Source organism: bacterium, assembly GCA_016716565.1.
Lineage (GTDB): Bacteria > Bacteroidota > Ignavibacteria > Ignavibacteriales > Ignavibacteriaceae > IGN2.
In genome coordinates this window covers 424,873-448,716 of record JADJWC010000004.1, presented here as the reverse complement: position 1 = coordinate 448,716, position 23,844 = coordinate 424,873, and the positions used below count along the sequence as shown (strand labels likewise).

Annotated in this window: 23 protein-coding genes, 1 tRNA gene and 1 pseudogene; 11 read left to right on the top strand and 14 right to left on the bottom strand. The window is 34.8% G+C overall.

Features of this window, described 5'->3' with window-relative positions; genetic code table 11:
• Positions 1-2: 2 nt before the first annotated feature.
• The 10 genes and pseudogenes from ybeY (at position 3) to IPM14_17410 (ending at position 9,403) form a co-directional block, all read left to right on the top strand.
• Positions 3-440 (top strand): rRNA maturation RNase YbeY, encoded by a 438-nt coding sequence (gene ybeY / locus IPM14_17455; GenBank protein MBK9099850.1) that lies wholly within the window; start codon positions 3-5, stop codon positions 438-440.
• Between the two features lie 157 nt (positions 441-597).
• Positions 598-1,428 carry a tyrosine-type recombinase/integrase gene (locus IPM14_17450; protein ID MBK9099849.1) on the top strand — a complete coding sequence of 277 codons (831 nt, stop codon included), beginning with the start codon at positions 598-600 and terminating at the stop codon, positions 1,426-1,428.
• 59 nt (positions 1,429-1,487) lie between these two features.
• On the top strand, positions 1,488-1,802 hold the full coding sequence (gene raiA, locus IPM14_17445; protein ID MBK9099848.1) for a ribosome-associated translation inhibitor RaiA: 315 nt from the start codon (positions 1,488-1,490) through the stop codon (positions 1,800-1,802).
• Positions 1,786-2,799: an HPr kinase/phosphorylase gene (locus IPM14_17440; protein ID MBK9099847.1), complete on the top strand. Its 1,014-nt coding sequence runs from the start codon at positions 1,786-1,788 to the stop codon at positions 2,797-2,799. The genes raiA and IPM14_17440 overlap by 17 nt, the downstream gene beginning before the upstream one ends.
• A 55-nt stretch (positions 2,800-2,854) precedes the next feature.
• Complete coding sequence (locus IPM14_17435; GenBank protein MBK9099846.1) at positions 2,855-3,796, top strand: peptidoglycan DD-metalloendopeptidase family protein; 942 nt, start codon at positions 2,855-2,857, stop codon at positions 3,794-3,796.
• 3 nt (positions 3,797-3,799) lie between these two features.
• Positions 3,800-4,021, top strand: coding sequence for a DUF2795 domain-containing protein (locus IPM14_17430; GenBank protein MBK9099845.1), 222 nt, complete (start codon positions 3,800-3,802; stop codon positions 4,019-4,021).
• A gap of 24 nt (positions 4,022-4,045) precedes the next feature.
• The gene (locus IPM14_17425) at positions 4,046-5,158 is read left to right on the top strand and encodes a hypothetical protein (GenBank protein MBK9099844.1); all 1,113 of its coding nucleotides are present in this window, start codon (positions 4,046-4,048) and stop codon (positions 5,156-5,158) included.
• Positions 5,159-5,242: 84 nt separating this feature from the next.
• Positions 5,243-6,419, top strand: a pseudogene (locus tag IPM14_17420) (thiolase family protein).
• A gap of 11 nt (positions 6,420-6,430) precedes the next feature.
• A complete protein-coding gene (locus tag IPM14_17415; protein ID MBK9099843.1) occupies positions 6,431-7,285 on the top strand; it encodes a 3-hydroxybutyryl-CoA dehydrogenase in 855 nt (284 codons plus the stop codon).
• Between the two features lie 42 nt (positions 7,286-7,327).
• Entirely contained in the window at positions 7,328-9,403 is a 2,076-nt protein-coding gene (locus IPM14_17410) for a chloride channel protein (protein MBK9099842.1), read from the top strand.
• A 256-nt stretch (positions 9,404-9,659) separates the two neighbouring features.
• Here the strand turns inward: IPM14_17410 and ftsY are convergent, their stop codons facing one another.
• The 10 genes from ftsY to IPM14_17360 form a co-directional block, all read right to left on the bottom strand.
• Positions 9,660-10,604: a signal recognition particle-docking protein FtsY gene (gene ftsY, locus IPM14_17405; GenBank protein MBK9099841.1), complete on the bottom strand. Its 945-nt coding sequence runs from the start codon at positions 10,602-10,604 to the stop codon at positions 9,660-9,662.
• Complete coding sequence (locus IPM14_17400) at positions 10,604-11,155, bottom strand: CDP-alcohol phosphatidyltransferase family protein (protein MBK9099840.1); 552 nt, start codon at positions 11,153-11,155, stop codon at positions 10,604-10,606. Before IPM14_17400 ends, ftsY begins: the two co-directional genes overlap by 1 nt.
• Position 11,156: 1 nt before the next feature.
• The gene (locus IPM14_17395) at positions 11,157-13,073 is read right to left on the bottom strand and encodes a T9SS type A sorting domain-containing protein (protein ID MBK9099839.1); all 1,917 of its coding nucleotides are present in this window, start codon (positions 13,071-13,073) and stop codon (positions 11,157-11,159) included.
• A 386-nt stretch (positions 13,074-13,459) separates the two neighbouring features.
• Positions 13,460-15,364 (bottom strand): S8 family serine peptidase, encoded by a 1,905-nt coding sequence (locus IPM14_17390; GenBank protein ID MBK9099838.1) that lies wholly within the window; start codon positions 15,362-15,364, stop codon positions 13,460-13,462.
• The gene (locus IPM14_17385; protein MBK9099837.1) at positions 15,354-16,841 is read right to left on the bottom strand and encodes an amidophosphoribosyltransferase; all 1,488 of its coding nucleotides are present in this window, start codon (positions 16,839-16,841) and stop codon (positions 15,354-15,356) included. The genes IPM14_17390 and IPM14_17385 overlap by 11 nt, the downstream gene beginning before the upstream one ends.
• 215 nt (positions 16,842-17,056) lie before the next feature.
• Positions 17,057-17,130: transfer RNA gene (locus IPM14_17380), tRNA-Pro, on the bottom strand.
• 4 nt (positions 17,131-17,134) lie between these two features.
• Entirely contained in the window at positions 17,135-17,530 is a 396-nt protein-coding gene (locus IPM14_17375; protein ID MBK9099836.1) for a MerR family transcriptional regulator, read from the bottom strand.
• A gap of 177 nt (positions 17,531-17,707) precedes the next feature.
• Positions 17,708-18,136: a 3-dehydroquinate dehydratase gene (locus IPM14_17370; protein MBK9099835.1), complete on the bottom strand. Its 429-nt coding sequence runs from the start codon at positions 18,134-18,136 to the stop codon at positions 17,708-17,710.
• Positions 18,133-18,405 (bottom strand): hypothetical protein, encoded by a 273-nt coding sequence (locus IPM14_17365; GenBank protein MBK9099834.1) that lies wholly within the window; start codon positions 18,403-18,405, stop codon positions 18,133-18,135. The genes IPM14_17370 and IPM14_17365 overlap by 4 nt, the downstream gene beginning before the upstream one ends.
• The gene (locus IPM14_17360) at positions 18,395-18,922 is read right to left on the bottom strand and encodes a hypothetical protein (GenBank protein MBK9099833.1); all 528 of its coding nucleotides are present in this window, start codon (positions 18,920-18,922) and stop codon (positions 18,395-18,397) included. The genes IPM14_17365 and IPM14_17360 overlap by 11 nt, the downstream gene beginning before the upstream one ends.
• Before the next feature lie 39 nt (positions 18,923-18,961).
• Between IPM14_17360 and IPM14_17355 the strand changes: the two genes are divergently transcribed.
• Positions 18,962-19,840, top strand: a complete 879-nt coding sequence (locus IPM14_17355) for a hypothetical protein (GenBank protein MBK9099832.1) — start codon at positions 18,962-18,964, stop codon at positions 19,838-19,840.
• A gap of 36 nt (positions 19,841-19,876) precedes the next feature.
• On the opposite strand, the gene nadB is transcribed toward IPM14_17355, so the two are convergent.
• The 4 genes from nadB to IPM14_17335 are packed head-to-tail and all read right to left on the bottom strand — an operon-like array spanning position 19,877 to position 23,782.
• Positions 19,877-21,499, bottom strand: a complete 1,623-nt coding sequence (nadB, locus tag IPM14_17350) for an L-aspartate oxidase (GenBank protein MBK9099831.1) — start codon at positions 21,497-21,499, stop codon at positions 19,877-19,879.
• Positions 21,496-22,683, bottom strand: coding sequence for an aspartate aminotransferase family protein (locus tag IPM14_17345; protein ID MBK9099830.1), 1,188 nt, complete (start codon positions 22,681-22,683; stop codon positions 21,496-21,498). The genes nadB and IPM14_17345 overlap by 4 nt, the downstream gene beginning before the upstream one ends.
• Before the next feature lie 3 nt (positions 22,684-22,686).
• Positions 22,687-23,397 (bottom strand): YIP1 family protein, encoded by a 711-nt coding sequence (locus IPM14_17340; protein MBK9099829.1) that lies wholly within the window; start codon positions 23,395-23,397, stop codon positions 22,687-22,689.
• Positions 23,398-23,413: 16 nt separating this feature from the next.
• The gene (locus IPM14_17335) at positions 23,414-23,782 is read right to left on the bottom strand and encodes a hypothetical protein (GenBank protein MBK9099828.1); all 369 of its coding nucleotides are present in this window, start codon (positions 23,780-23,782) and stop codon (positions 23,414-23,416) included.
• Positions 23,783-23,844: the final 62 nt, after the last annotated feature.

Here is a 23,844-nt window from a genome sequence, read left to right as displayed (position 1 = left end):
TAGTGGTAAAAAATTTAAATGTTTATTCAGAAGATTTATCTATAAATAAAAAGGCAGTTCATTCACTCATATCTGCAATCACTAAAGAGTATTCTCTTAGCATCACATCGCTTTCAATAAGTTTTATTAATTCTAATGAAATAAAGCAAATAAATGAAAAGTACTTGAGCCACGACTATGAAACTGACGTCATTACATTTAATTATTCGAGGCAGAAAAAAAATATCGATGGCGAAATTTTAATATCGTTTGAAGAAGCTAAGCTTAACGCAAAACGATATAATGTAAAATTAGGACAAGAACTTATGCGTTTAGTCATCCATGGGATGCTTCATTTATTGCATTTTGATGATAAAAATGAAGAAAGTAAAAAAATTATGAAAAAAGAAGAAAATAAGTTGATAAATAGATTTAATTTTACTTTATTCGCAGGTAAGTAATGAAAGGTCTGTGGTTAAAGTGAAATTAGTTATTAAATCTATTTAATAAACCATTGATTAAGCATTTACCAATTGATACCTCACTCAAAAATAATTTTTCCAATATACATTATATTTTATTATTCGTTTCGCAGAACCATCGGGAAGATTTAAGTTCATGAAGATTGATCAGATTGTTGATGGATATATAATTTATCTCAGAAATGTAAGGCGCTATTCACCGAATACGGTAAAGTCATATAAAGCTGATTTGATGGACTTTATAAGCTATTGTACTGAGAATAAGAAAACGGAAATTGCTTTAATTAATGAGAGATTAATAAAATCATACTTGATGAATTTAAGTGAGCAAAAAATTGAGAAAATATCCATTGTTAGAAAATTATCTTCTTTGCGCGGCCTCTTCCGATTTGCGTTTAAGGAGGACTTGATTAAAAATAATCCTGCCTCACAGGTGAAAAACCCGAGAACTTCCAAAAAACTGCCTGAAATTGTTTCCGCCGAAAACATCACGAAAACATTTGAACTTGTTGACGAAGCAGATGAGAATCCTGAATTAGTAAAAGTTATTTTTGAATTATTGTATGGCTGTTCGCTTCGCGTTTCTGAAGTATGTAATTTGAAAACTGGTGATGTGGACTTACATAAAGGAATGATCAGAGTTCTTGGCAAAGGTTCAAAAACCAGGATTGTTCCTATCGGAGAAAAATCAATAAAGAATCTGGCAGAATACTTGAACTATTCACCTCCAGAGAATTATTCTGAGCCATTTGTTAGAAATAAAAATGGTAAAAAGCTTTATGAAAAATATGTTTACAGGTTAGTAAATAAATATCTGGGTAAAGTTACCGATATAAAAAAGAAGAGTCCGCATATTTTACGTCATAGTTCTGCTACACATATGCTTGATAGAGGTGCGGATCTTCGAGCAGTAAAAGAGATACTTGGTCATGAAATCTTAAAACAACGCAAATTTATACTCATGTGAGCATTGAAAGGCTCAAACAATCATATAAAAAATCTCATCCAAAATCTTAGGAGTATGTCATGAATATCACAATAACAGCCCGCAAGTTTAAAGCAAGAGAAACATTAAAAGATCATGTTAAGGATGAAGTAAAATCTTTATTGAAGTTCAATGATAGTATAATCAGTGCAGACGTGATTCTTAGTTTTCAGAATAGTCACGACAGCATTAAGAAGGCTGAGATAAGCCTGCACATTCCTGGACAAACATTAATTGCAACTGAAGAATCAGATGAATTTACAAAATCAGTAAGCGGTGCTTCTGAAAAATTATCGAGACAGTTAAAGACACTAAAATCAAAGAGGAAAAGCAAAACAATTGACAATCGTAACTGATAAATCAATTTCAAGAAAGGAATTTATTACTGTAGATTTTTTCTATAGTAATGCGAAGAAAATCGGCAAGCTTGAATTGCTTTCAGAAAATCCTGATCTTGAGCGTAAAATTACGGATCAGAATGTTCACCGGCCGGGCCTAGCTCTGGCCGGATTTGTTGATCTTTTCTCCTACAACCGTGTACAGATTTTTGGAAATACTGAGGTAAGGTATCTGAAGAAATTGTCGACCGAACAACAGGAGAAGGCTTTACGAACAATTTTCCAATTCAGTGTTCCTTGCATAATTCTAACGAATAAAAATAAACCAATTCCAGCTCTTCTGGAACTAGCTAAAGAAAAAGGTGTAGCAGTGTTTGGCTCACCATATACAACAACAAAATTAGTTTATCTGCTAAGTGATTTTCTTGATGATCAGTTTTCACAGAGAATTACTATTCATGGATCATTCGTTGATGTATACGGAGTGGGAATTTGTTTTGTCGGTAAATCTGGGGTAGGGAAGAGTGAAGTTGCACTAGATTTGGTAGAAAGGGGACACAGACTTGTCGCCGACGACGTCATAATCTTGACTAAAAAAGGTGAAAATATTTTAATTGGCTCTGGTACCGACCTCGCGAAGCATTATATGGAAATCAGGGGCCTTGGCATTATTGATGTTGAGAGAATATTCGGAATCCGAGCAATCCGATACCAAAAACGGCTTGAAATACTGGTTGAATTGGAAGTCTGGGATGAGAAAGCACATTATACAAGAACCGGTCTTGAGGAAAAATCAATGACCATCTCAGAAATTGAAATTCCCTATATACAATTGCCAATTTTACCGGGTAAAAATATAACTGTTATTTCAGAGGTGATAGCTCTGAATTATCTTCTAAAACATTATGGATACAATGCAGCTGAAGCCTTTAAAAAACGGCTTTCTGAGCGGATTTCAGATAAAAATTCAAAAACTCAAAGAGCCACAGATTATTTTGAACACGACTTCGAATAAGTCCTCAGAAGGCTTGTATCAATTACTCTAAATAGTTATTTTTGCGCACCGTTGTATGAATAAATTATTCTACTTTTCAAAAACTAACCTTAAGTATATTGAAATCAAGAGTTTCAAGCTAAAGCTATTTGCGATGCTTCTAGCTTTGTCTCTTTTTTTCGCCGCATTATATGTACTCGTCTACTATTTTATTGGTATTGGTAATAACCCTGATATTACTATTACATCATTGAAAAACGAAAATAGAGCGCTGAAGAAGGAAATCGAGAGACTATCAGAATCATACAGTGAATTACTTACTGATGTTGAAGATATTTCTGAATTAAATTCTGAATTACGAATCTCTGCTAATCTTGAACCAATATCTGACGAAGAAAGAATGCTTGGTGTCGGTGGTAGTGAAAATTATCTCTCAACAAACCTTAATATTCGTGATGCTGAAGTCCAAAATCTTTTAAGTTCAGTTAATGAAATGATACGAGAAATAGAATTTGAAAAGAGTCAGACAGCCGAGATTGCAGAGAAACTTCGATTAAATGAAGAATTATACAATAGCATCCCGGCCATTTTGCCAGCACCTGGAAATTATTCAATCCATGATTTTGGTATGAGAAGACATCCAATTTTAGGTGTACGAAGATTTCATCACGGCATCGATATAAACTGCAATACAGGGACAGAAATTCTTTGTCCCGGTAATGGAAAGGTCATTGTTGTTGAACGACAAGCTGGATTTGGTCTTGTCGTTGAAATTGATCATGGCTTTGGATATAAAACAGTGTATGCTCATTTATCAAAAGCAGTTGTTAAAGTTGGTGAAAAAGTTAAAAGGGGACAAGTTATTGCTAAATCCGGCAACTCCGGTTTATCTTCTGGTCCACACTTACATTATGAAGTTCATCATAATGGTATTACACTTGATCCAACGGACTTCTTCTTTGATGATTTAACATTTTTTGATTTAGACACTTCAACTATTTCTCTAACGGAAAAATAATATATGATCTGGACAGTTGAATTAGCTGCATATCTTGATGATGCTCCATGGCCTGCAACTAAAGAAGAATTAATTGAATATGCTGACAGGATAGGTGCACCATATGAGGTAATCGAAAATTTAAAAGAACTCGAAGATAGTGATGAACCATATGAATCTATCGAAGATATCTGGCCAGATTATCCTTCTGATGAAGATTTCTTTTATAATGAGGACGAATTCTAATTGGTGCATTCAGGCACCATAAAATTGGATTCTCATCTCGATATTATTCCCGGGCAAAACAGAGTTAAAACAACTTTATATAATTTTCTTCAAGCAAATTCAATTCCGAATGCATTTCTCTTTACCGGTATCGATGGCAGTGGAAAAGTAAATGCTGCAATTCAATTCGCAAAATCCCTGGTTGCGTATAAAAAATTTAAAGACTCGGAAAATGCTGTTAGATTTATTGAATTACTCCGGGAACCATATGTAAAATTGATTTTTCCACTGCCGCGTGGAAAAAATGAAACAGATTCAAGTTCTCCCACAGAAAAACTAACACAGGATGAATTAGAAATCGTCAGGGAACAAATCGACACTAAAGCTGCTAATCCATTCCATAAAATTTCTATTCCAAAAGCAAATTCAATTAAGATTAATAGTATCAGGGATATCAAAAGATTTCTCTCGATGCAGTATGATGAAATTAGTTATCGTTTTATTATAATTCTTGATGCTCATTTAATGAACGATGAAGCACAGAATGCATTGCTTAAAAGTCTTGAGGAACCACCTGAGAGAGTAATCTTTTTTCTTTCAACACCTTATTTAAGCAGATTAAGATCAACAATAGTTTCCCGATGCTGGAAAATTAATTTTGATCCTTTAGCTGAAAATGAAATTGTTTTTATACTTCAAAAGTATTTTAACATTGATGAGAAGGTTTCAGTCGAAGCTGCACCTTTTTCAATGGGTTCAGTTCACACTGCTCTGAATCTGATAAATTTGGATATTCATAGTCTTAAGGAAAAAACAATTTCGATACTCCGGTATTCGTTTGGTAGAAAATTTGATTCAGCTTTTACTGAACTTAATTCTGTATTATCGGAAAATAATTCAGATATTTATCCGATCATTGTCTCAATGATTCTCACCTGGATTAATGATGTTCAAAAACACAGATTGAGTAATAATAAAATCTATTTTAAAGATCATATCGAAACTCTGGAAAAATTTAATAACAAATTTCCTGATGCGGATCTTGTTAATTTAACAGCACGGCTCGACAAACTTTCAATTCTTCCAAGAAATAATATTAATCCTTCCTTACTAGCTGCCAATCTTATATTTGAGTTGTCCTCACTTGTGATGAATTAATTATCCACCTTTTTGATTTATCTGAATCTTTGGGAATATTTCCTTAAATTTCAGAATAAATTTATCATAAAATTGGAGAACAGTATGAAAAAAGTTGTAATTACTTCTGCCAAGAGAACTCCAATTGGTTCATTCAATGGTTCGCTATCTTCATTATCAGCAAGTAAGCTTGGGAGTATGGCAATCAAAGGGGTTCTCGAAGATTCAAAAATTTCACCGGAAATTATTGATGAAGTTATTATGGGAAATGTTTTGACAGCTGGAATTGGTCAAGCGCCGGCAAGACAAGCCGCCATCTTCGCTGGATTACCAGAAAAAACTGAGTGTATGACAATCAACAAAGTTTGTGGTAGTGGATTAAAAGCAGTCATGCTTGCAGCTCAGGCAATTCAAACAGGAAATGCTGAAATCATTATTGCTGGTGGACAGGAAAGTATGAGTAATGCACCATATATCCTTGATAAGGCAAGAAATGGTTATCGTCTTGGCAACGGTGAAATAATTGACTCGATGGTTAAAGATGGGCTCTGGGATGTTTACAACAATATTCATATGGGTAACTGTGCCGAAGCGTGTGCTAAAGAATTCAATTTTACTCGGGAGGAGTTAGATGCGTTTGCAATCAGCTCTTATAAAAAAGCGATTGAAGCTCAAAAGAATGGAAGATTTAAGAATGAAATTATTGAAGTTAAAGTGAAAGCTGGTAGGGAGGAGATCACTGTTAATACGGACGAGGAACCGGGTAAAGTAAACTTTGATAAAATACCAGCACTTAAACCGGTATTTGATAAAAACGGTGTTGTTACTGCTGCAAATGCTTCCAGTATCAATGATGGTGGCGCAGCATTATTAGTCATGAGTGAAGAAAAAGCAAAACAGCTTGGACTAACTCCGCTCGTTGAAATAGTTGACCAGGCTTCGGCAGCAAAAGCCCCGATGCAGTTCACAACAGCTCCGGCAGATTCAATAAATAAAGTACTTAAAAGCAAACTTAAAAATATCTGATATCGATCTTTTTGAAATTAATGAAGCTTTTGCTGTTGTGTCTTTAGCAAATAATAAATTGCTCGGACTCGATGATACCAAAGTAAATGTAAATGGAGGTGCAGTTGCTTTAGGTCACCCTATAGGGGCTAGCGGAGCACGAGTACTTGTAACTTTAATACACGAGATGAAGAAAAGAAATTCAAAATACGGCTTAGCTTCGCTGTGTATTGGTGGTGGTGAAGCTTCATCATTAATTGTAAAAAATTATCATTAGAAAGGGAGAAAATGAATATTAAAAAGGTCGCTGTAGTTGGTGGTGGAACAATGGGTAATGGAATAGCACACGTATTTGCCCTTAATAATTATAAAGTTTCTCTTGTTGAAATGAGTGAAGAGTTAGCTGACAAATCGATCGATACAATTACAAAGAATTTAGATCGACAAGTAAAAAAGGATGTCATCAAAGAAGAAGATAAGCAGAGGACTTTATCAAATATTACGAAGGTAGTTGGCTTGGATAATGTTGCTAATGATATTGATCTTGTTATAGAAGCAGTATTCGAGGATAAAGCTGTTAAGTTATCTATTTTTAATAAGTTAAATAATATAGTTAATTCTGATTGTATCTTTGCAAGCAACACATCTTCTATATCAATTACTGAATTATCAGCATCAACAAGACCTGACAAATTCATAGGAATGCATTTTATGAATCCTGTTCCAATGATGAAGCTTGTAGAGATTATCCGTGGTTATTCCACCAGTGATGAGACCTACAATACGATTAAAATGCTTTCGGAAAAACTAGGTAAAGTTCCGGTAGAAGTTTTTGATTATCCTGGATTTATTTCAAACAGGGTTCTGATGCCGATGATTAACGAGGCAATCTTTGCACTGATGGAAGGTGTTGCATCTGCAGAAGATATTGATACGGTTATGAAGCTTGGAATGAATCATCCAATGGGACCACTTACATTAGCTGATTTCATTGGACTGGATGTATGCCTTGCAATTATGGAAGTGCTTTATAACGGTTACAATGATTCAAAGTACAGACCTTGTCCACTATTAAAGAAAATGGTCGCCGCAAAGAAATTCGGCAGAAAAACAGGTGAAGGTTTCTTTAAATACGATAAGTAATTATTTAATGAAATATTGAAATCTGATAATAAAAATTCCTCATTGAAATTCTTTCTATGGGCAAAGGAAACTCGTGAATTCATTCAGAATAAATTACGAAAATTATCTTTGCCCGATTACCTTAGTTTCTCAATTTATGCAATTCTTATTGGAATATTTGCAGGCTTAGCTGCAGTACTTTTTCATAAATCTATCGATTTCTTCAATAGACTTTTTTTTGAGCAGACAACAGAGGGATTATTTTTTCTTGGAGCTGCAGCAGTAATCGTTTTACCAGCTATTGGAATGCTTATTCAAGCTTTGATGATTAAGATGGCGCCGGACATTGCACAAAAAAAAGGTGTTTCAGAAGTCATCAAATCCGTTGCTCTGCGTGGAGGTTATATTCCATTAAAGACCACAATCTTTCATTTCTTAGCGCCTGTTATATGTATTGGATCCGGAGGAACAGTCGGACCTGAAGGTCCTGCTGCACAATTAGGCGGTGGAGTCTCGAGTAAGATTTGTCAAATACTAGGTCTCTCTGATTTAAGAAGAAGAGTGTTCACTGCTGCTGGTTCAGGTGCTGCAATTGCAGCAATATTCAATACGCCGCTTGGCGGAGTTTTCTTTGCAATTGAACTTATTTTATTGAATGATTTCAGCGCGCCTACACTTTCTGCAATTATACTTGCATCGGTGACTGCCAGCACTATTTCACGAGAATTGCTCGGTAATGAGTCTGTAATATTCTTTACTTCGACAAATGCCGGAAGTTACCACTATTTGTATATGTATTTGATGCTTGGAATAATAGGCGGTTTGTTATCGGTACTTTATCTCAAATATACAAACTCAACCAGCTACTTTTTCAAGAAGAAGATTTTTTCAAGGGGTATTCCACAATGGCTGCTCATGATCGTTATTGGATTGGCAGTTGGCGTTTCGGGATTTTATTACAAAGATATTTTCGGAATTGGATACACAGGTATTAATAATATCCTTGCTGGAAAAGTTATCTGGAAAGTAGTCTTGGTTCTATTTGCTCTGAAATTTATACTTGTCCCATTAATTATCAACTCGGGTGGATTTGGAGGAATGTTTGCGCCATCACTTTTTATGGGTGCATGTCTTGGTTTTCTATTTTCAAGTGCGGCTAATTATTTTCTGGGAATGAATCTCGATACAACGACATATATACTTGTCGGAATGGGTACAATGCTAGGAGGAATTAACACAATTCCGATAACCGCTATACTTATGATATTTGAAATGACGCAGGATTATAGCTTTATTCTGCCTTTAATGCTTGCTGTAATTGTCAGCACAACAATCAGCAGGATAGTTCAAAAAAGTTCTCTTCATCTTCGTCATCTTGAAGAACAAGGATATCAAATTAGTGAAGGACGGGAGCGGAATATCCTGAAATCAATCCTTATCCAGGATATTGACCTAAAGCCAATACATTCAGTACTTGAAACAACCAGACTACCTGAATTGATCGAAAGGTTGATTAAAAGTCCAGGTAGCTCTTTATATGTAGTAGATGAAAACAATAGACTCACTGGTGTTATAAGTGAAGTTGAGCTAAGACCGATAATGACAGAATATGAAAATGTAAAAGACTTCATAGTTGCAACTGATATCGCTAATCCACAGATTGTAACAACAACTCCGAACGATAACCTGGATCACGTTTTGAGGCTATTCGGTAAAATTAATGCTGATATTATCCCAGTAGTTTCCAGTGATAGTGATGCACAGATAATTGGGGCAATTAGTCGCGCTGAAGTCCTTGATATATATAATCGAGAGACACTTAAGGCTAATCTTGCTGAAGGTTTATCCGAGGATATCAAGATGATTGGAGAAGTTGGGACTTCCTCTGTAATGACAGGTTTTTCAATCACTGAAATTAATGTTTCTAATGAGATGATAGGAAAAAGTTTGAGAGAATTGCAGATCCGTGCAAATTTTGGATTGGAAGTTTTGATGATTAAACATTCAACTGATTTGTTCGATGACTCGGGTGAAAAAGAAAAGATCATCAGTGCTGAACCTGATTATAAATTAAGATGGGGTGATAAGTTAGTTCTATTTGGAAAAGATGAAAACATTAAAGAATTCAAGAAAGAATAATATATTTGTCCGATAATGTATATTATGTAAACTTATATTTACCCTATTTATACAAATCCAGTTAATTTTAAATAAACATAAATAGCCACGATAATAAACAGCAACCAAATTACAGGGCTTCTCTTTTTCCTTTTCAAATTTAACTGACGACGAAACCCAAGTCGTCTTTTTCTTTTTTCATCTTTGTCTTCTTCAGCTTTATAAAAACGTGGAGTGTAATCGAAGATTCTATGTGAAGGTTTCTTGAATAGCACGATTATTCAGCCACGCTATTCTTAAATAATGCATCCACAAATAGTTTCGGGTCGAAAGTTTGAAGATCATCCAGTTTTTCACCGACACCAATATATTTAACCGGTATTTTTTGTGCATCGCATATCTGAAAGATTGTTCCTCCTCGGGCAGTACCATCTAATTTTGTTAGGATGAGTCCTGTCAAATTAATGACCCGAGCAAATTCTGAAGCTTGTGTAATCGCATTTTGACCGAGCGTTGCATCCAGAACAAGATAGGTTTCGTGAGGAGCACCGGGGAGCACTTTGTCAATAGCTCTGTTAATTTTACCAAGTTCATTCATTAAATTTATTTTACTTTGAAGTCTTCCTGCAGTATCAATTAAAACTATGTCGTACCTTCCATCTATTGATTTCCTGACAGTTTCAAATGCAACTGATGAAGGATCAGTACCAATACCAAGTTTTACTATTTCAACTCCGGCACGTTGAGTCCAGATATCCAGCTGCTCATTTGCAGCAGCTCTGAATGTATCTGCTGCACCGACTATAACTTTATTACCGGCTTGCTTAAAGTTATTAGCTAGTTTGCCAATCGTTGTGGTCTTCCCTACTCCATTCACACCTACAATCAGGATTACGTGAGGAGTATCTTCAGTATTTTTTAGTGAATATTCCTGAGAGTTTTGAATTATCTGAAGCAGCTCAACCTTTAATAAATTTATGATGTTTGGCAGAGTCCTGTCACTCTCGGATTTCAGATTTTTTCTAAGATTATTAATTATTTTTTCTGATAGATCTGCGCCCATATCAGAGGATATCAAAATATTTTCAAGTTCATCTAAAGTATTATCATCAATTATAGCTTTTCCGGAAAAAGTCTCGGTAATCTTGTTTACCAGTTTCTCACGGGTTTTATTTAAACCTTCTTTGAGCCGATTCAGATTAATATTATTAAATAATTTCATTAAGTATTTTGATTTAAAGCCTTTACAGCCTTGATTACATAGTTTATAAATGATAAGAAAATTAGAACAATACTCGAGTAGTACAATATTAAATAAGGCAAACTTTGTTTATCAACATTCAATAAAATCATAAGAAGAGTAAATGAAATAGCAAGCACTGTAGCCTTACCGATATAATCTGAAGGCAGCACCTTTCCGAGTTTTTTTGACACTATCAATCCACCAATCAAAATCAGAAAATCTCTTGCCACGATCAAATAGAAATAATACTCCGGAATATCCCCAATCAGAAATAAATTTAATACAACAAAAACAACCAGAACTTTATCAGCAAGCGGATCGATTATTTTACCAAACTCGGTTATTTGGTTGAGCTTGCGTGCGAGAAATCCGTCAAGAATATCAGTTATTGCAGCAAAGATTCCAATACCAGCTACGATGTAACGTGACGTTTGGTCAAAATTAATGAATGCAATCCAGGCAGGGATTACTAAAAGAAGTCTGAGAAAACTTAACGAGTTGGAAACATTAAAAATTTTATCGCTGCTCATATCATTTAATCACAGCAAACTTGCCTAGTTTTTCTTCCTGCTCATTTTTCGACGCATCAAGCATAACAACTCTGTAAATATAAATTCCTGATGAAAGTGTATTGCCGCTCAAATCTCTTAAATTAAACGTAACACCTCCATTACCATCTGTTTCTCCAATCTCTCCGATCAAAGTTCCATCTACTGACCAGATGGTTATCTGTGCATATCGTGGGAGGTTTGCAAAAGTCAATCCTTCTCCAATCTCTGGCTGAACAGGATTAGGATACACGTAAACATCTGAAAGATCATTTGCAAACGAAGAAAGAACAATATAACTTCCTGCGCCTTCATTTATCTTCAAGCTTCCTGTAGTTGCAGATGAAAATATGTCTTTCACTCTCAACACATATTCCCTGCCGATTGATCCAACAGGTTTTTGTCCGTTCAAATTGATGTTAACGATTTTTTTGTTTGTTGCATCAACTGATGCAGAAGAAGCTTTATTATCTGGTTCGAAAATATAATTGTTAACATCTGAAGCAGTTTGCTCATCAACTTCAAGATTAAATATTACTCTGATGTTGTAAGCATCCACAATCTTAAAAGAGCTGATAAAAAATTCCGGATTGACTATTACTGAATCCATATTAAATGAGATACTCGAAGGCTCAATCGGTGAACCATACAGATCTCGCAGTCCTGAAACTTCAAGTTCATTTATTCCAACAGGGATTTTGTCTCTGAATGTAAGCAGGTATGAGTACTGACTGGCCGGTGAAATTGAATTTGGAAAAACATTTCCGTTTAGTTTGAAGGCCTGTAGATTTTCAATTGTGTTGCTCATCTTTTCTGAGAAGTGTACAGTTACAGCTTTACTGCTTGATCCAACTGCAGAAATGACTTTCCCGGGTTCGTGGCTGTAAACTTCAATTACTCGGGATAGATTTGAATAAGGATCAGGCTTTGAAAGATCAAATGCCTGTATTGCATAATAGTAGTTTGTGTTTTGTTCAAGATTATAATCTGCATATTGAGTTGTTCCAGGGTCGGGAGTACCAATCAACTCAAGATTGTCATCTGAAAGCCCTCGATAAATGAAATACTCATCAACATTCCCTTGCCATGATAAATAGACCGTGGATGAATCTATGCTATAACCCGTAATATCGTATGGTGTACTTGCCTTATTCGATATTATAAATTCATAGAAATTAATTCCCTGGTCAGTCGGGAAAGCAACTTCAGGAACATCGTTATTATTTAAATCTCCAACGAAAACTGAATTGGAATTGATATTTTCTTTATATGAAATAATTTTATTAGATCCAACAAATTGATGACTGAAAACATATGAGTAAGGAAACATAAAAACTATTAACTCATCTCTATCGTCATTATCAAGGTCAGCAAAACGTATGCTGTTTTCAGCACGCTGGAAGGAGGAAGCAAACTCAGTTGAAGCATCAATAAAAACCTGATCGTGCAGAATATTCAGTTCATTATTCTGAAGATTCAATACTAGTAATCTGTAGTATGGTGCAATATCTATTGCATCAATTGAATGGAGTAAAACAGCAATATCGTCTCTGTTATCTCCATTATAATCACCGACTGCAATGTAAGCTGCTGATCCAAGAAATCCAGTACTTATAACACTTCCCTGCTGATAATTATTTGGACCAAGAATATTGTGACTGAAAATATCTCCATCCATATCAACCAGCCACATTTCTTTTATTCCATCGTAATTAATATCGGCAAGCACACTATTTGGTGCATCAAGAATATTAATTCCGAACCAAGGCTCGGTAAAATTATATAAAGCAATAGGGTTTGAAAGTGAAAGATCATTGTTGACTTTCCAGATATTTACAGAACTATCTGAATTAACTACTGCAATCTCTGTAATGCCATCACCATCAATATCTTCAGCCATTATTGGCCAGAATTTTCCACTCTCATCAGCATACTTTTGAGTAAATGATGATGAATTAACATTTTGCTGCTCAAGTATATAGCCATTACGAACCCAAGAAGTTAGTAAATCTTTTGAGCCGTTTAAATTAAAATCACCGAAATCCCTTACGATTCTATCTTGAAGCGAATCGATTATTTCAAAATTATCATTATTGAATTTGAAAAGATTTGTGACTCGAGAATTTGCTAAAGTCCGTACATAAACATTTGTGAATTCGTTTTGAGTTACGTTTACCGGATCCTGATAAATTGTTCCTGCAGGAAGCGAAAACGGTAACGATATTTCAGCGGAGTATTCCGCATCATACTTTGTACTGAATAGAAAATTCTGACCGTTATCTTTAATTATAGTCTTAAGACCAACAAGATTTTCGGCTTCAAAATAAATTTCATAAGCAGAATTCTGTTCAACCAGCTGTTTGGAATGAAGCCATAATGTAAATACTTAACAAACTGATTATTCGTTGTAAATCCGTCAAGTGTAATAAAGTTAAAATCAATTTCGCCAGGTTTGCGATAATACATCCTCGTGATTGTAGGTTCATCTGTGTAAATAGCTGCAAGAATTGTGGTTTTATCTCCATAGAATGCCGGACCTGTAGAAATTAATTCAGCTAATGGTGGATTTCTGCTTATAAAAAAGTTAGCACGCTCTTCCAGCGTTCTTCCATTATTCAGACTGACAACTAACCGAATACAATACACAGTATCAGGAAGCGAAGTTAAATTTATTGTGAATATATTCTCATTTGAAAACTGATTACTTCCCTGCTCAATTAACGATGTCCAGTTTGAAGGATTCAGACCTAAACCATAATCTAGCTCATAAGAAGAAAATAATGGAGAAAGAACAGTAGCATTAATTACAAGTTCATCATCGAGTGTTGCAAAATCTTGTCTTGGATGATTGATCTTTATCACAGATGGAGCGATAACAGTTAATGCTCGATATAAATTCAATCTACCTGCACCGGTGTAAATATCCCATCCGGGTTCACCAATATCATCGGATGTGGTTTTTAGAATTTGTTTTACCTCCTCGTTGGTAAAATCACCAAGTGATAAAATCAATGCTGCTGCTGCTGCTACGTGCGGTGTTGCAGCAGAAGTTCCACTGATTGAAGCGTAATTATTATTTCTTGCGGTTGTGATTATTTGGGAGCCCGGAGCCATCATATCAAGAGTAGAACCATAATTTGAATTACCTGCACGGAAATCATCCTGTGTTGAGTTACCAACAGAAATCACTTCGGAATATCCGGACGGGTAATGAGGATCCGGTGAATTTTGATTACCTGAACTTCCAACAAGTACTAAATTTTTTGAATATGCATATTGAACTACATCTCTTAAAACATAAGAAAATGAATAATCACCAAAACTCATATTCAGGACTTTCACTCCCATTTGTACTGCATAAAGAATAGCTGCTGCGACGTCATCTTCTTCACCGTAACCACCGGGATCGAACGCTCTCAGGTTCACAAGTTTAATATTGGGTGCAACTCCGGCGACACCTGTAAAATTATTTGTCTGCGCTCCTGCAATACCAGAGATATATGTGCCGTGACCTTGTTCATCTTTTGGATCATTATCCCAACCAAGATAGTCTCCTCCGGTTGAGTCAAATGGAAATCCAACGCGATCAGTAAAATCCCAACCGCGATAATCATCGACAAATCCATTATTATCATCATCTATTCCATTTGTTTCTTTACCATTTCCGGTCTCACCCGGGTTTTGCCAGATTTTATTTTTAAGATCAGGATGAAGGTAATCAATTCCTGTATCGATAATTCCTAAAAGTACGGAATCTGCACCTTGTGTTTTATCCCACGCATCAAACGCTTGGATTTTACTCAATGCCCACTGCTGTGAAACAAGACTATCATCCGGTACAAAATTCATCTGATATGTAATTGCTTTTTGAACATATTCAATATTTTCATCGAGACTTTGTAACTGCATCATCAAACTTTCATCAACGTCATCATTGAATGTAACTTTAACTATTCTTCCCAAAACTTCATCGGACTTTGCAATTCCTTTTGCGAGAAAATCTACTGCTCTTAATTCAGATTGTGTACCCAATTGAGCACCATCAGGTAAAAACTTATCCATCTGAACTTTTTGTTCGATTTCAGAAGGTGAGACATTTGATTTATACTTGATGAAATAAGTGCTCTGTGCAGATGTAAATTGAGAAATGGTTAATACAAGAATTATCAGAAAGAACAGACTAAATCTCATATATTTCCTTTTTGAATTTATGATCAACATCGGTTGGATATTTTCCTGAAAAACAAGCATGACAGAAATTATCCCGCCCAGCTTCGGAAACTGCTTCAAGCATCTCGTCAATCGTCAAATATTCCAGCGTATCCACTCCTAAATATTTTCCGATCTCTTTAATGTTGGATTGATAATTATGTGCAATCAGTTCTTCTTTACTTGGAAAATCCATTCCGTAAAAACAGGGATGAGTTATCGGAGAAGAAGAAATCCGAAGGTGAATTGATTTTGGATTTGCATCGCGGATTAATTTTACAAGCTGTTTTGATGTAGTACCCCTTACGATTGAATCATCGACCAGCACAACGGTTCGACCTTCAAGTACACCTTTTACAGTGTTAAATTTTATTTTAACACCAATTTCCCTGTTCGCTTGTCCCGGTTGAATGAATGTTCTACCTATATAGTGACTTCTGATCAAGCCAATTTCTAGTTTGCAATTCACTCCAAGCTTCTCTAATTCAGTTTGATAACCTAATGCTGTTGTATTTGAACTATCCGGTACGCTAATTACAATTACTTTGCTATCATCTTCATTAAACACTGGATGGTTTCTTGCAAGAACTTTTCCGAGTCGTCTTCTCATTTTATCTACATTGTGTCCAAAGATAAAACTATCGGGTCTTGAGAAATAAATATATTCGAATATGCAATGTTTTTTAGATGAGACTGAATCAAAAATATTGATGGATTTAATTTCACCTGTTTTAATTGCTTCGTCATCAATTACAACAATTTCTCCAGGGTGTACTTCCCGAATAAATTCTGCGCTAATTAAATCAAATGCACAAGTTTCAGATGTAACTATAAAAGAATTATTCAACTTGCCAATTACAAGAGGCCTGAATCCATTTGGATCTCTCGCTGCAACAAGCTTATCATCTGTCATAAGCACAAGACTGAATGCCCCTTCAATTTTCTGAAGAGCTTCTTTTATTTGCTCAACTTGATCATTTAATTTGCTTCGTGCGATTAAGTGAAGAATAACTTCTGTATCGCTGGTGGTTTGAAAAATTGAACCTTCATTTACCAACTCTTCACGGATTTCGCGTGCGTTGGTAAGATTTCCATTATGTGCAACGGCGAGATTACCAAGTCTGTAGTTTACTATAAAAGGCTGTATATTTTTTAAAGATTGGGATGAACCTGTAGTTGAGTAACGATTGTGTCCAATAGCAGATTCGCCTTTAAGTTTATTTTGAAATATTTCGTGATCAATAAAAACTTCTGTCACCAGTCCTTCACCTTTATGAATGGAAAAAACCGGATTACCTTTTTGACTGATACTTTTTGTAACGATGCCACAAGCTTCCTGTCCCCTATGCTGTAAAGCGTGTAATCCATAGTATGTTTCGAGTGATGCATTCGGTGAGCCATAAATTCCGAATACTCCACAGTTACATGTTGGCTTTTCTCTTTGAAGACTAAATTGCATAACTAAAAATATATTGGTTGATGGAAAATTAAAGGTCAAATTTAGGTATACCTAAGGAATATTCAGTACGGAGTTTGAGTAAGAATCTCGTACTCTGGAAAGATGATGAAATATATTAGATTAGATTGTGTACTGAAGGTTAACGAATTTATTAATTCTGTGTTGTCAAGCGATCATTTTCACAAAAGCTCAAATAAAAGTTGAGCTTCATAGCGTCGGAACGGGGGGATTTGAACCCCCGACCACCTGAACCCCATTCAGGTACGCTACCGGGCTGCGCTACGTTCCGAGTATTATATTCTAGTTAATAAATATTTTAAGAATTCTTTGATCTCTTTAAGATCTTCTTTAACTGAAAAATTTTCTTTTTCCATTACAACCTGTGGTTGAGTATCCTCAATTATTTTTTTCTCTTTAATCTCAACGATCGGTTTTTTATCCTGCTCATAATTTTCTAAAATTTTCTTTGCACCTTCAATGGTATATTTTTTCTCTCTCAGCAGTTCTTTAATGTAAAGTATTAACCGAATGTCCTTATTAGTATATATCCGGTTACCTGCTCTGTTTTTCTGAGGAGTTAGTTGTTCAAATTCGGTTTCCCAGTATCTGAGTACATACTGCTCTATATCTGTAATTTTACTTACTTCACTGATCGAGTAGTATAACTTTTTAATTGAAAGGTCACGCATAGTTTTTATAAAATATTTGTTATAAACTTAAACAATCCTTACTAATATATCAAAATTTATAGCATACTTATAACTAATCACTTTAATTATTCGAGGTAACTTCTTGTAAATAGAATTGGCATCAAGTACTTCGATTCGATTTATGAAGGCTATGCCCCAACTAATATTATTCTATTTTTAATCTGAATTAATGTTTTCGATAAGATAGACGGCTGCAAGATAACCTTTTTCTCTAAAACCACTAATGTAACCATTGCAACTTGAAGCAGTTAACATAACATTTCTAAAGTCTTCCCTGGCAGCCAGATTTGATATGTGCACCTCGACTTTGGGAATTGCGCAAAGTTCAAGAGCATCTTTTATTGCAACAGATGTGTGTGAAAATCCTCCTGGATTAATGATTAGACCATCAAATGTCTCATCTGCTGATTGAATTTTTTCAATTAGCTCACCTTCGTGATTGCTTTGAAAAAACTCGATCTGATGATTTGGATATCTGGTTACTATGATTTTCTCGATATCTTTTAATGAAATTTTTCCATATATGTCTGCAGGTCGTTTATCCAGCTTGTTTAAGTTTGGACCGTTAATAATTAAAATTTTCATACTGTACCTGACATTTCTTCTATTACTTCTCTTATTCTTGGTGATAAATAAATCCCTTCCACACCTAATTCTTTTAATGCGGAAGAAAGTATCATCACTTTTCTCTGAAGATTGGTCATCTTATTGATCACGATGACTTTTTTATCGTGGACAATGCAATATCCACCTTTAAAGTCACCTTTCTCAAATCTAACGCTTGCTCCAAGCTGATCGGCAACGGATTTCAACTCCTGCAATAATTCTTCAAACTCTTTTTCTTTAATTTTCATTCGATGTTTTCTTTGTGAATGGCTTAAAAATAAGAAAGAATGGTATGGACAAATAACTTAGTAATAAAATAATCGGAAAACTACTAAGTTTTGTTATCCTTTCTATAGTTAACTGTAATATTAATTCTGATGTAAACTGTTCATTCATGAACAAAACAAAGAGTTTATAATCTGTTAGCAAAAGTATAATTTCAAATGGCAACGTTATGTAGACGATCATCGTAATAATAAACAGCCAGCCATTCTCTCTTAATTTTGTCTTCGCAAGTATTATAAATATTGTAAATGAAACTATCATTATTAAATAACTGAATATAGTTAAATTAACTAATGGATAAGTCGTTTGAAATATTGATGAGATGTTAGTATCTGAAATATAATTTTTTAAATTCAATTCTGTTGCCTCAAACATTTGATATGTTGTCAGCAATCTTGAGATGTATGCTCCAATCCAGATACTTCCTGATGAGAGAGCAATATATGCAAATATCTTTGTTAATAAATTTTCTTTTTTCATTTATTTATCCAATCGTTAATTTAAAATTAAAAAAAAAATATGATTGTTGCTTCTATCGACATTGGGACAAATACAGTTCTACTTCTGATTGCTAAAGTTGATTATGAATCTAAAAACATTATTCCCATTTTGAATGAATACCAAATACCCCGAATCGGTCGAGGAATCAAACAAAACGGTCAAATAAATACAGATAGCATTTCAAAGTTATTTGCTGTTTTGAGGGAATTCAAAACTATTATTTCGGAGTATAATTGTGATACAATATTGGTTTCCGGAACTAACGCATTCAGAATGGCCACAAATTCAACTGAAATAATTGAATCAATAAGGAATGAATTTAACCTTGAGATAAAAGTCATTTCTGGAGAGCAAGAAGCTGAATATGCTTACCTGGGTGCACTCTCTGCTTTGAAGGAAAAAACATATGTCAGTGTTATTGATATCGGAGGAAGTAGTACAGAAATTATAACTGGTGAAGGGTCAAAAATATTAACAAAGGTTAGCCTGCAGATTGGATCCGTAACTGTAACCGAGCAATACTTAAAAACTTTTCCTCCAAACAACTCTGATATAGAAAATATGAAGCAGGAAATTAGGAATCAGTTTCGATTTTTTGATAAGAATTTAATCGCGAGACGAGTCATCGCAATTGCAGGAACTGCAACCACATTAGCCTGTATGAAACTTGGGCTAAAAGAGTTTGATGAAAATGTGGTTGATAACTTTACCCTAAAAGGAGATGCTTTGAGTCAATTGATATCAGACATCGATAAACTTAGTTCCATAGATATTCTCGAAAATTATGGTGCAATTATGAAAGGACGCGAAGATATTATTTTAGCTGGGGCAATTATACTCGAGCAATTTATGAAGTTTTGTGAAGTTAATTCTGTAATAGTTAGTACAAGGGAATAAGATATGGTGCAATCGTTAAGCGTTTGTTTAAAGGTACTATGGATTCAAATTTTGTATGATCGTGTCTTTAGCTTGGGAGAGAAGTTCCGGGTAATCCAATGTAAAATGTAATCCCCTGCTCTCTTTTCTCTGCATAGCTGATTTTATAATAACGTGAGCGCACGAAATAAGATTCCTCAATTCGAGTAGTTCGGGAAAGACTTTGGTACTTTTATAAAATTCTTCAATCTCCCCAAATATATTTTGAATTCTTTTAGAAGCTCTTGTAAGTCGCTGGTTACTTCTGACAATTCCTACGTAATCCCACATTGTCTGTTTTACTTCTTTTAAGCTATGGGTAATTAATACCTTTTCATCCGCTGATAAAGTTCCCGACTCATCCCAATCCGGTATGTCTTCAATTTGTGAGTCGTATTCTTTAATAAATTCTTTTAAGTCATCTGCAGCCCGTTGTGCAAATACAACGGCTTCAAGTAATGAATTACTTGCAAGTCGGTTTGCACCATGAACTCCAGTCATTGAGACTTCGCCAACTGCATAAAGTGCATTTAAAGAAGTTCTCGAAAATTCATCCACCATTATTCCTCCGCAAGAATAATGAGCTGCAGGTACAACAGGAATCGGTTCTTTCGTTATATCAAGACCATGCTTTAGACAATTTTCATAAATATTTGGGAAATGACTTTTAACCTCATCCGAATTTTTAAATGAAATATCCAGCAAAACAAATTCATCACCTCTAATTTTAAGTTCAGAATCAATTGCTCGGGCAACTATGTCCCTTGGTGCAAGTTCTTTTCTCGAATCATACTTGCTCATAAATTCTTTACCATCTCTCGTTATTAACTTACCACCGAACCCTCTTACTGCTTCACTGATAAGAAATGATTGTTCTCCAAATCCTTGTTTTGTTGGACTGTAAAGAGCAGTCGGATGAAATTGAATGAATTCCATATTTGCAATTCTTGCTCCGGCACGATAACCCATTGCAATTCCATCTCCTGTTGCTATTCCTGGATTTGTTGTATGCTGATAAACTTGTCCAACACCACCTGTTGCAAGAATGATTGCCTTCGCTAGAATTTTTACAACTTTTCCCGTATCAATATCAAGGACATAAGCACCATAACACTTCCGGTTTTTCAAGAAGATTGATTTCATACTTGGAATATTATGTTCTGTAATCAATTCTATAGCTAAAGTATTCTCAATAACATTTATATTATTTAATGAGTTAATCTTTCTAACTAATGCTGTTTCAATTTCTTTTCCAGTTAAATCTTTCGCATGTATTATCCGTGGCATTGAATGGCCACCTTCCAATGCAAGGTCAAGATTTCCATCCGTTAATGAAAACTGGGTACCGATTTCTATTAAATCATTAATTCTTCCGGGACCTTCCTTTACCATCAATTTAACTGTATTCTCGTTACATAAACCTGCTCCTGCAATCAATGTATCTTTAATATGTTTTTCAAATGAATCTTCTTGGGAGATGACAGAAGCAATTCCACCTTGAGCATAGTTGGTATTGGATTCGGTTTTTTCTTTTTTGGTGACAACCACAACTTCAGCAAATTGTGAGACTTTTAAAGCCGTGAACAGTCCAGCAATACCGCTACCAATTACCAAAACGTCTGTTCTTATTGTTGTACTCACTCTAAATGCTTATCCAAAATAATTCTGAAAATGTTTAAAAAATGATCAATGTTTTCCTTCGTCGAAATTAATGGTGGTAAAATTCGTACGACGTTTTCATTTGTGCAATTTACCAGTACACCATTCTCTAAAAATTCATTTACTATTTGAACGCATGGTGTATTCAATTCTACACCAAGCATGAATCCAATGCCACGAACTTCAGTTATGATTGACGGATATTTGTTGGCAAGTGAGTATAATTTTGATTTAAAGTAGCTCCCCAATTTTTCTACATTCTCAACTAATCTATTGTCAAAAACAGTTTTAATAACCGCTAAACCGGCAGCACATGCAACAGGATTTCCACCAAATGTACTCCCATGGTCGCCTGTCTGAAATATCTCTGCAAATCTTTCATTAGTAATTAATGCACCAAGTGGTAATCCACCGCCCATTGCCTTTGCAAGTACTATTACATCCGGGATAATTTTATAATGATTAAAAGCAAACGGCTTCCCTGTTCTTCCGATACCACTCTGTACTTCATCAGCAACGATAATGAATCCGTATTTTTCTCTTAATTCAGACAACAATTGCACAAATTGTTGTGATGCAACCTGTATTCCACCTTCACCTTGAACGAATTCCAGGTAAACAGCAGCTGTATTATTATCAATTGAATTTCTTAATTCTTCCAAATCATTAAAATTTAGTTGAATTACGTTTGGCATCAGAGGTTCAAATTGCTTTTTATATTTTTCTTTTCCACTGATGCTTAATGAACCATAAGTTCTTCCATGGAATGCATTTGAAAAGGAAATAATCTTTTTATCTGGTCCAGATGCTTTTCGAACCAGTTTAATTGATGCCTCAACTGCTTCAGTTCCACTGTTTGTGAAGAACACTTTGGATAATCCTGAATATTTAACAAGCTTTTCAGCAAGTTCAATTTGAGGGGAATTAAGGTAGTAATTGGAAAGATGAATGTACTTTTTTATCTGGCTTTCAATTGCATTCAAAATTTCTTTGTTCCCATAACCTAGAGAATTAACTGCGAGACCTGAGAAAAAATCCATATACTTCTTACCCTCTTTTGAAAACAGATATACACCTTCTCCATGAGTGATATCAATTGGTAAGCGTTTGTATGTATGAAGAAGATACTCTTCTTCTTTCTTGATGAGATTATCTGGCGATGTCATAAATTAAATTGTGAATATCGTAACTGAACAAAAGTATATTAAAACCCAGAACAAAACAACGAAGCTTATTGTAACCAGAGTACTAAATAATCGATTTTGTGAATGAGCTTTGAAGCCCTTGAAAGTGAGAAAAATACTCCATACCACAACACCAAGTTCTACCAGAAGAAATAAATATGCTATGCTTCCTTTTATTGTAAAAGGAGTTGGGTTCATTGAAAATAAGTAATCACCAAAGATTACTAGTTCAAGCGGAAATAATATGAGTAGTCCTATTGCGTATGGGATTTGCGAGTAGATTATTACCGCAAAAACATCCTTAAATCTGCAATGAATTTGAATTGACTTACACAAACTTTTATAAGCCGAACTAAATAAAAGAAAATAAAGGCTAAGCGATCCAAAAATGATCAAATAGCTTAAAAACAATTCTATTGTTGTCCGTAATTCTCCAACGCTTACCATAGAAAGAAAGCGAGTATTGATAAGATACTTTGCGCTAACAAAGAGGAGAATAAAGAAAATAAAATTTTTGTGCTCTGAGAAAATTATACTTCTGAATGATTTGGCAGGATTATCAATTAAGGTGCTGACAGCCGACCACAGATCAATATTGTAGATTCTATCCCGCAGATAATATTTGCAATTAATACAAGTAGTATTGTAAAAGGCATTCTCAGTATTGCAGTGAGGACAAGAAATAGAATTTTTCATTTAAAGGTTTATAAATTCAGAAATAAAATCTGAAATTGATTCGCGAAGAACCAGTAATAAAATCTTCTTCCACGGTGAAATCGTACAGATGAGCATCAACATAAGCATCAACCAGATTAAGCAAATATAGCAATGCAAGATAGATTGTAAAGTTATCCCGTTGGTCTCTGTAAAAATCTCTATATTGCAAATAATTTTGATTTCCGGTTTCAATAAACAAATCTTTATAATCTTTATAAAGATTATTGTTATAAACCCAACCAGAAATAAATAAAGCGCCTACACCCCAGATGATCGGTATTTTCCAATACGATTCATTGTAGAATTGACCAAGCCCGGGAATTATTGCACTCCGAAGCACAGCTCCCCAGGGTGATTTTTGCATTACGAATACTGTATCGGATGGTGGGTTCTCTTCGGAAAGTTCCTGACTTGAAACTGTCGTGC

Coding starts and splice junctions, on each gene's coding strand:
- IPM14_17450 (MBK9099849.1), top strand. CDS start 598: ATGAAGATTGATCAGATTGTTGATGGATATATAATTTATCTCAGAAAT.
- raiA (MBK9099848.1), top strand. CDS start 1,488: ATGAATATCACAATAACAGCCCGCAAGTTTAAAGCAAGAGAAACATTA.
- IPM14_17435 (MBK9099846.1), top strand. CDS start 2,855: ATGAATAAATTATTCTACTTTTCAAAAACTAACCTTAAGTATATTGAA.
- IPM14_17430 (MBK9099845.1), top strand. CDS start 3,800: ATGATCTGGACAGTTGAATTAGCTGCATATCTTGATGATGCTCCATGG.
- IPM14_17415 (MBK9099843.1), top strand. CDS start 6,431: ATGAATATTAAAAAGGTCGCTGTAGTTGGTGGTGGAACAATGGGTAAT.
- ftsY (MBK9099841.1), bottom strand. CDS start 10,604: ATGAAATTATTTAATAATATTAATCTGAATCGGCTCAAAGAAGGTTTA.
- IPM14_17400 (MBK9099840.1), bottom strand. CDS start 11,155: ATGAGCAGCGATAAAATTTTTAATGTTTCCAACTCGTTAAGTTTTCTC.
- IPM14_17395 (MBK9099839.1), bottom strand. CDS start 13,073: ATGGCTGAAGATATTGATGGTGATGGCATTACAGAGATTGCAGTAGTT.
- IPM14_17390 (MBK9099838.1), bottom strand. CDS start 15,364: ATGAGATTTAGTCTGTTCTTTCTGATAATTCTTGTATTAACCATTTCT.
- IPM14_17385 (MBK9099837.1), bottom strand. CDS start 16,841: ATGCAATTTAGTCTTCAAAGAGAAAAGCCAACATGTAACTGTGGAGTA.
- IPM14_17375 (MBK9099836.1), bottom strand. CDS start 17,530: ATGCGTGACCTTTCAATTAAAAAGTTATACTACTCGATCAGTGAAGTA.
- IPM14_17370 (MBK9099835.1), bottom strand. CDS start 18,136: ATGAAAATTTTAATTATTAACGGTCCAAACTTAAACAAGCTGGATAAA.
- IPM14_17365 (MBK9099834.1), bottom strand. CDS start 18,405: ATGAAAATTAAAGAAAAAGAGTTTGAAGAATTATTGCAGGAGTTGAAA.
- IPM14_17360 (MBK9099833.1), bottom strand. CDS start 18,922: ATGAAAAAAGAAAATTTATTAACAAAGATATTTGCATATATTGCTCTC.
- IPM14_17355 (MBK9099832.1), top strand. CDS start 18,962: ATGATTGTTGCTTCTATCGACATTGGGACAAATACAGTTCTACTTCTG.
- IPM14_17345 (MBK9099830.1), bottom strand. CDS start 22,683: ATGACATCGCCAGATAATCTCATCAAGAAAGAAGAAGAGTATCTTCTT.
- IPM14_17340 (MBK9099829.1), bottom strand. CDS start 23,397: ATGAAAAATTCTATTTCTTGTCCTCACTGCAATACTGAGAATGCCTTT.
- IPM14_17335 (MBK9099828.1), bottom strand. CDS start 23,782: ATGCAAAAATCACCCTGGGGAGCTGTGCTTCGGAGTGCAATAATTCCC.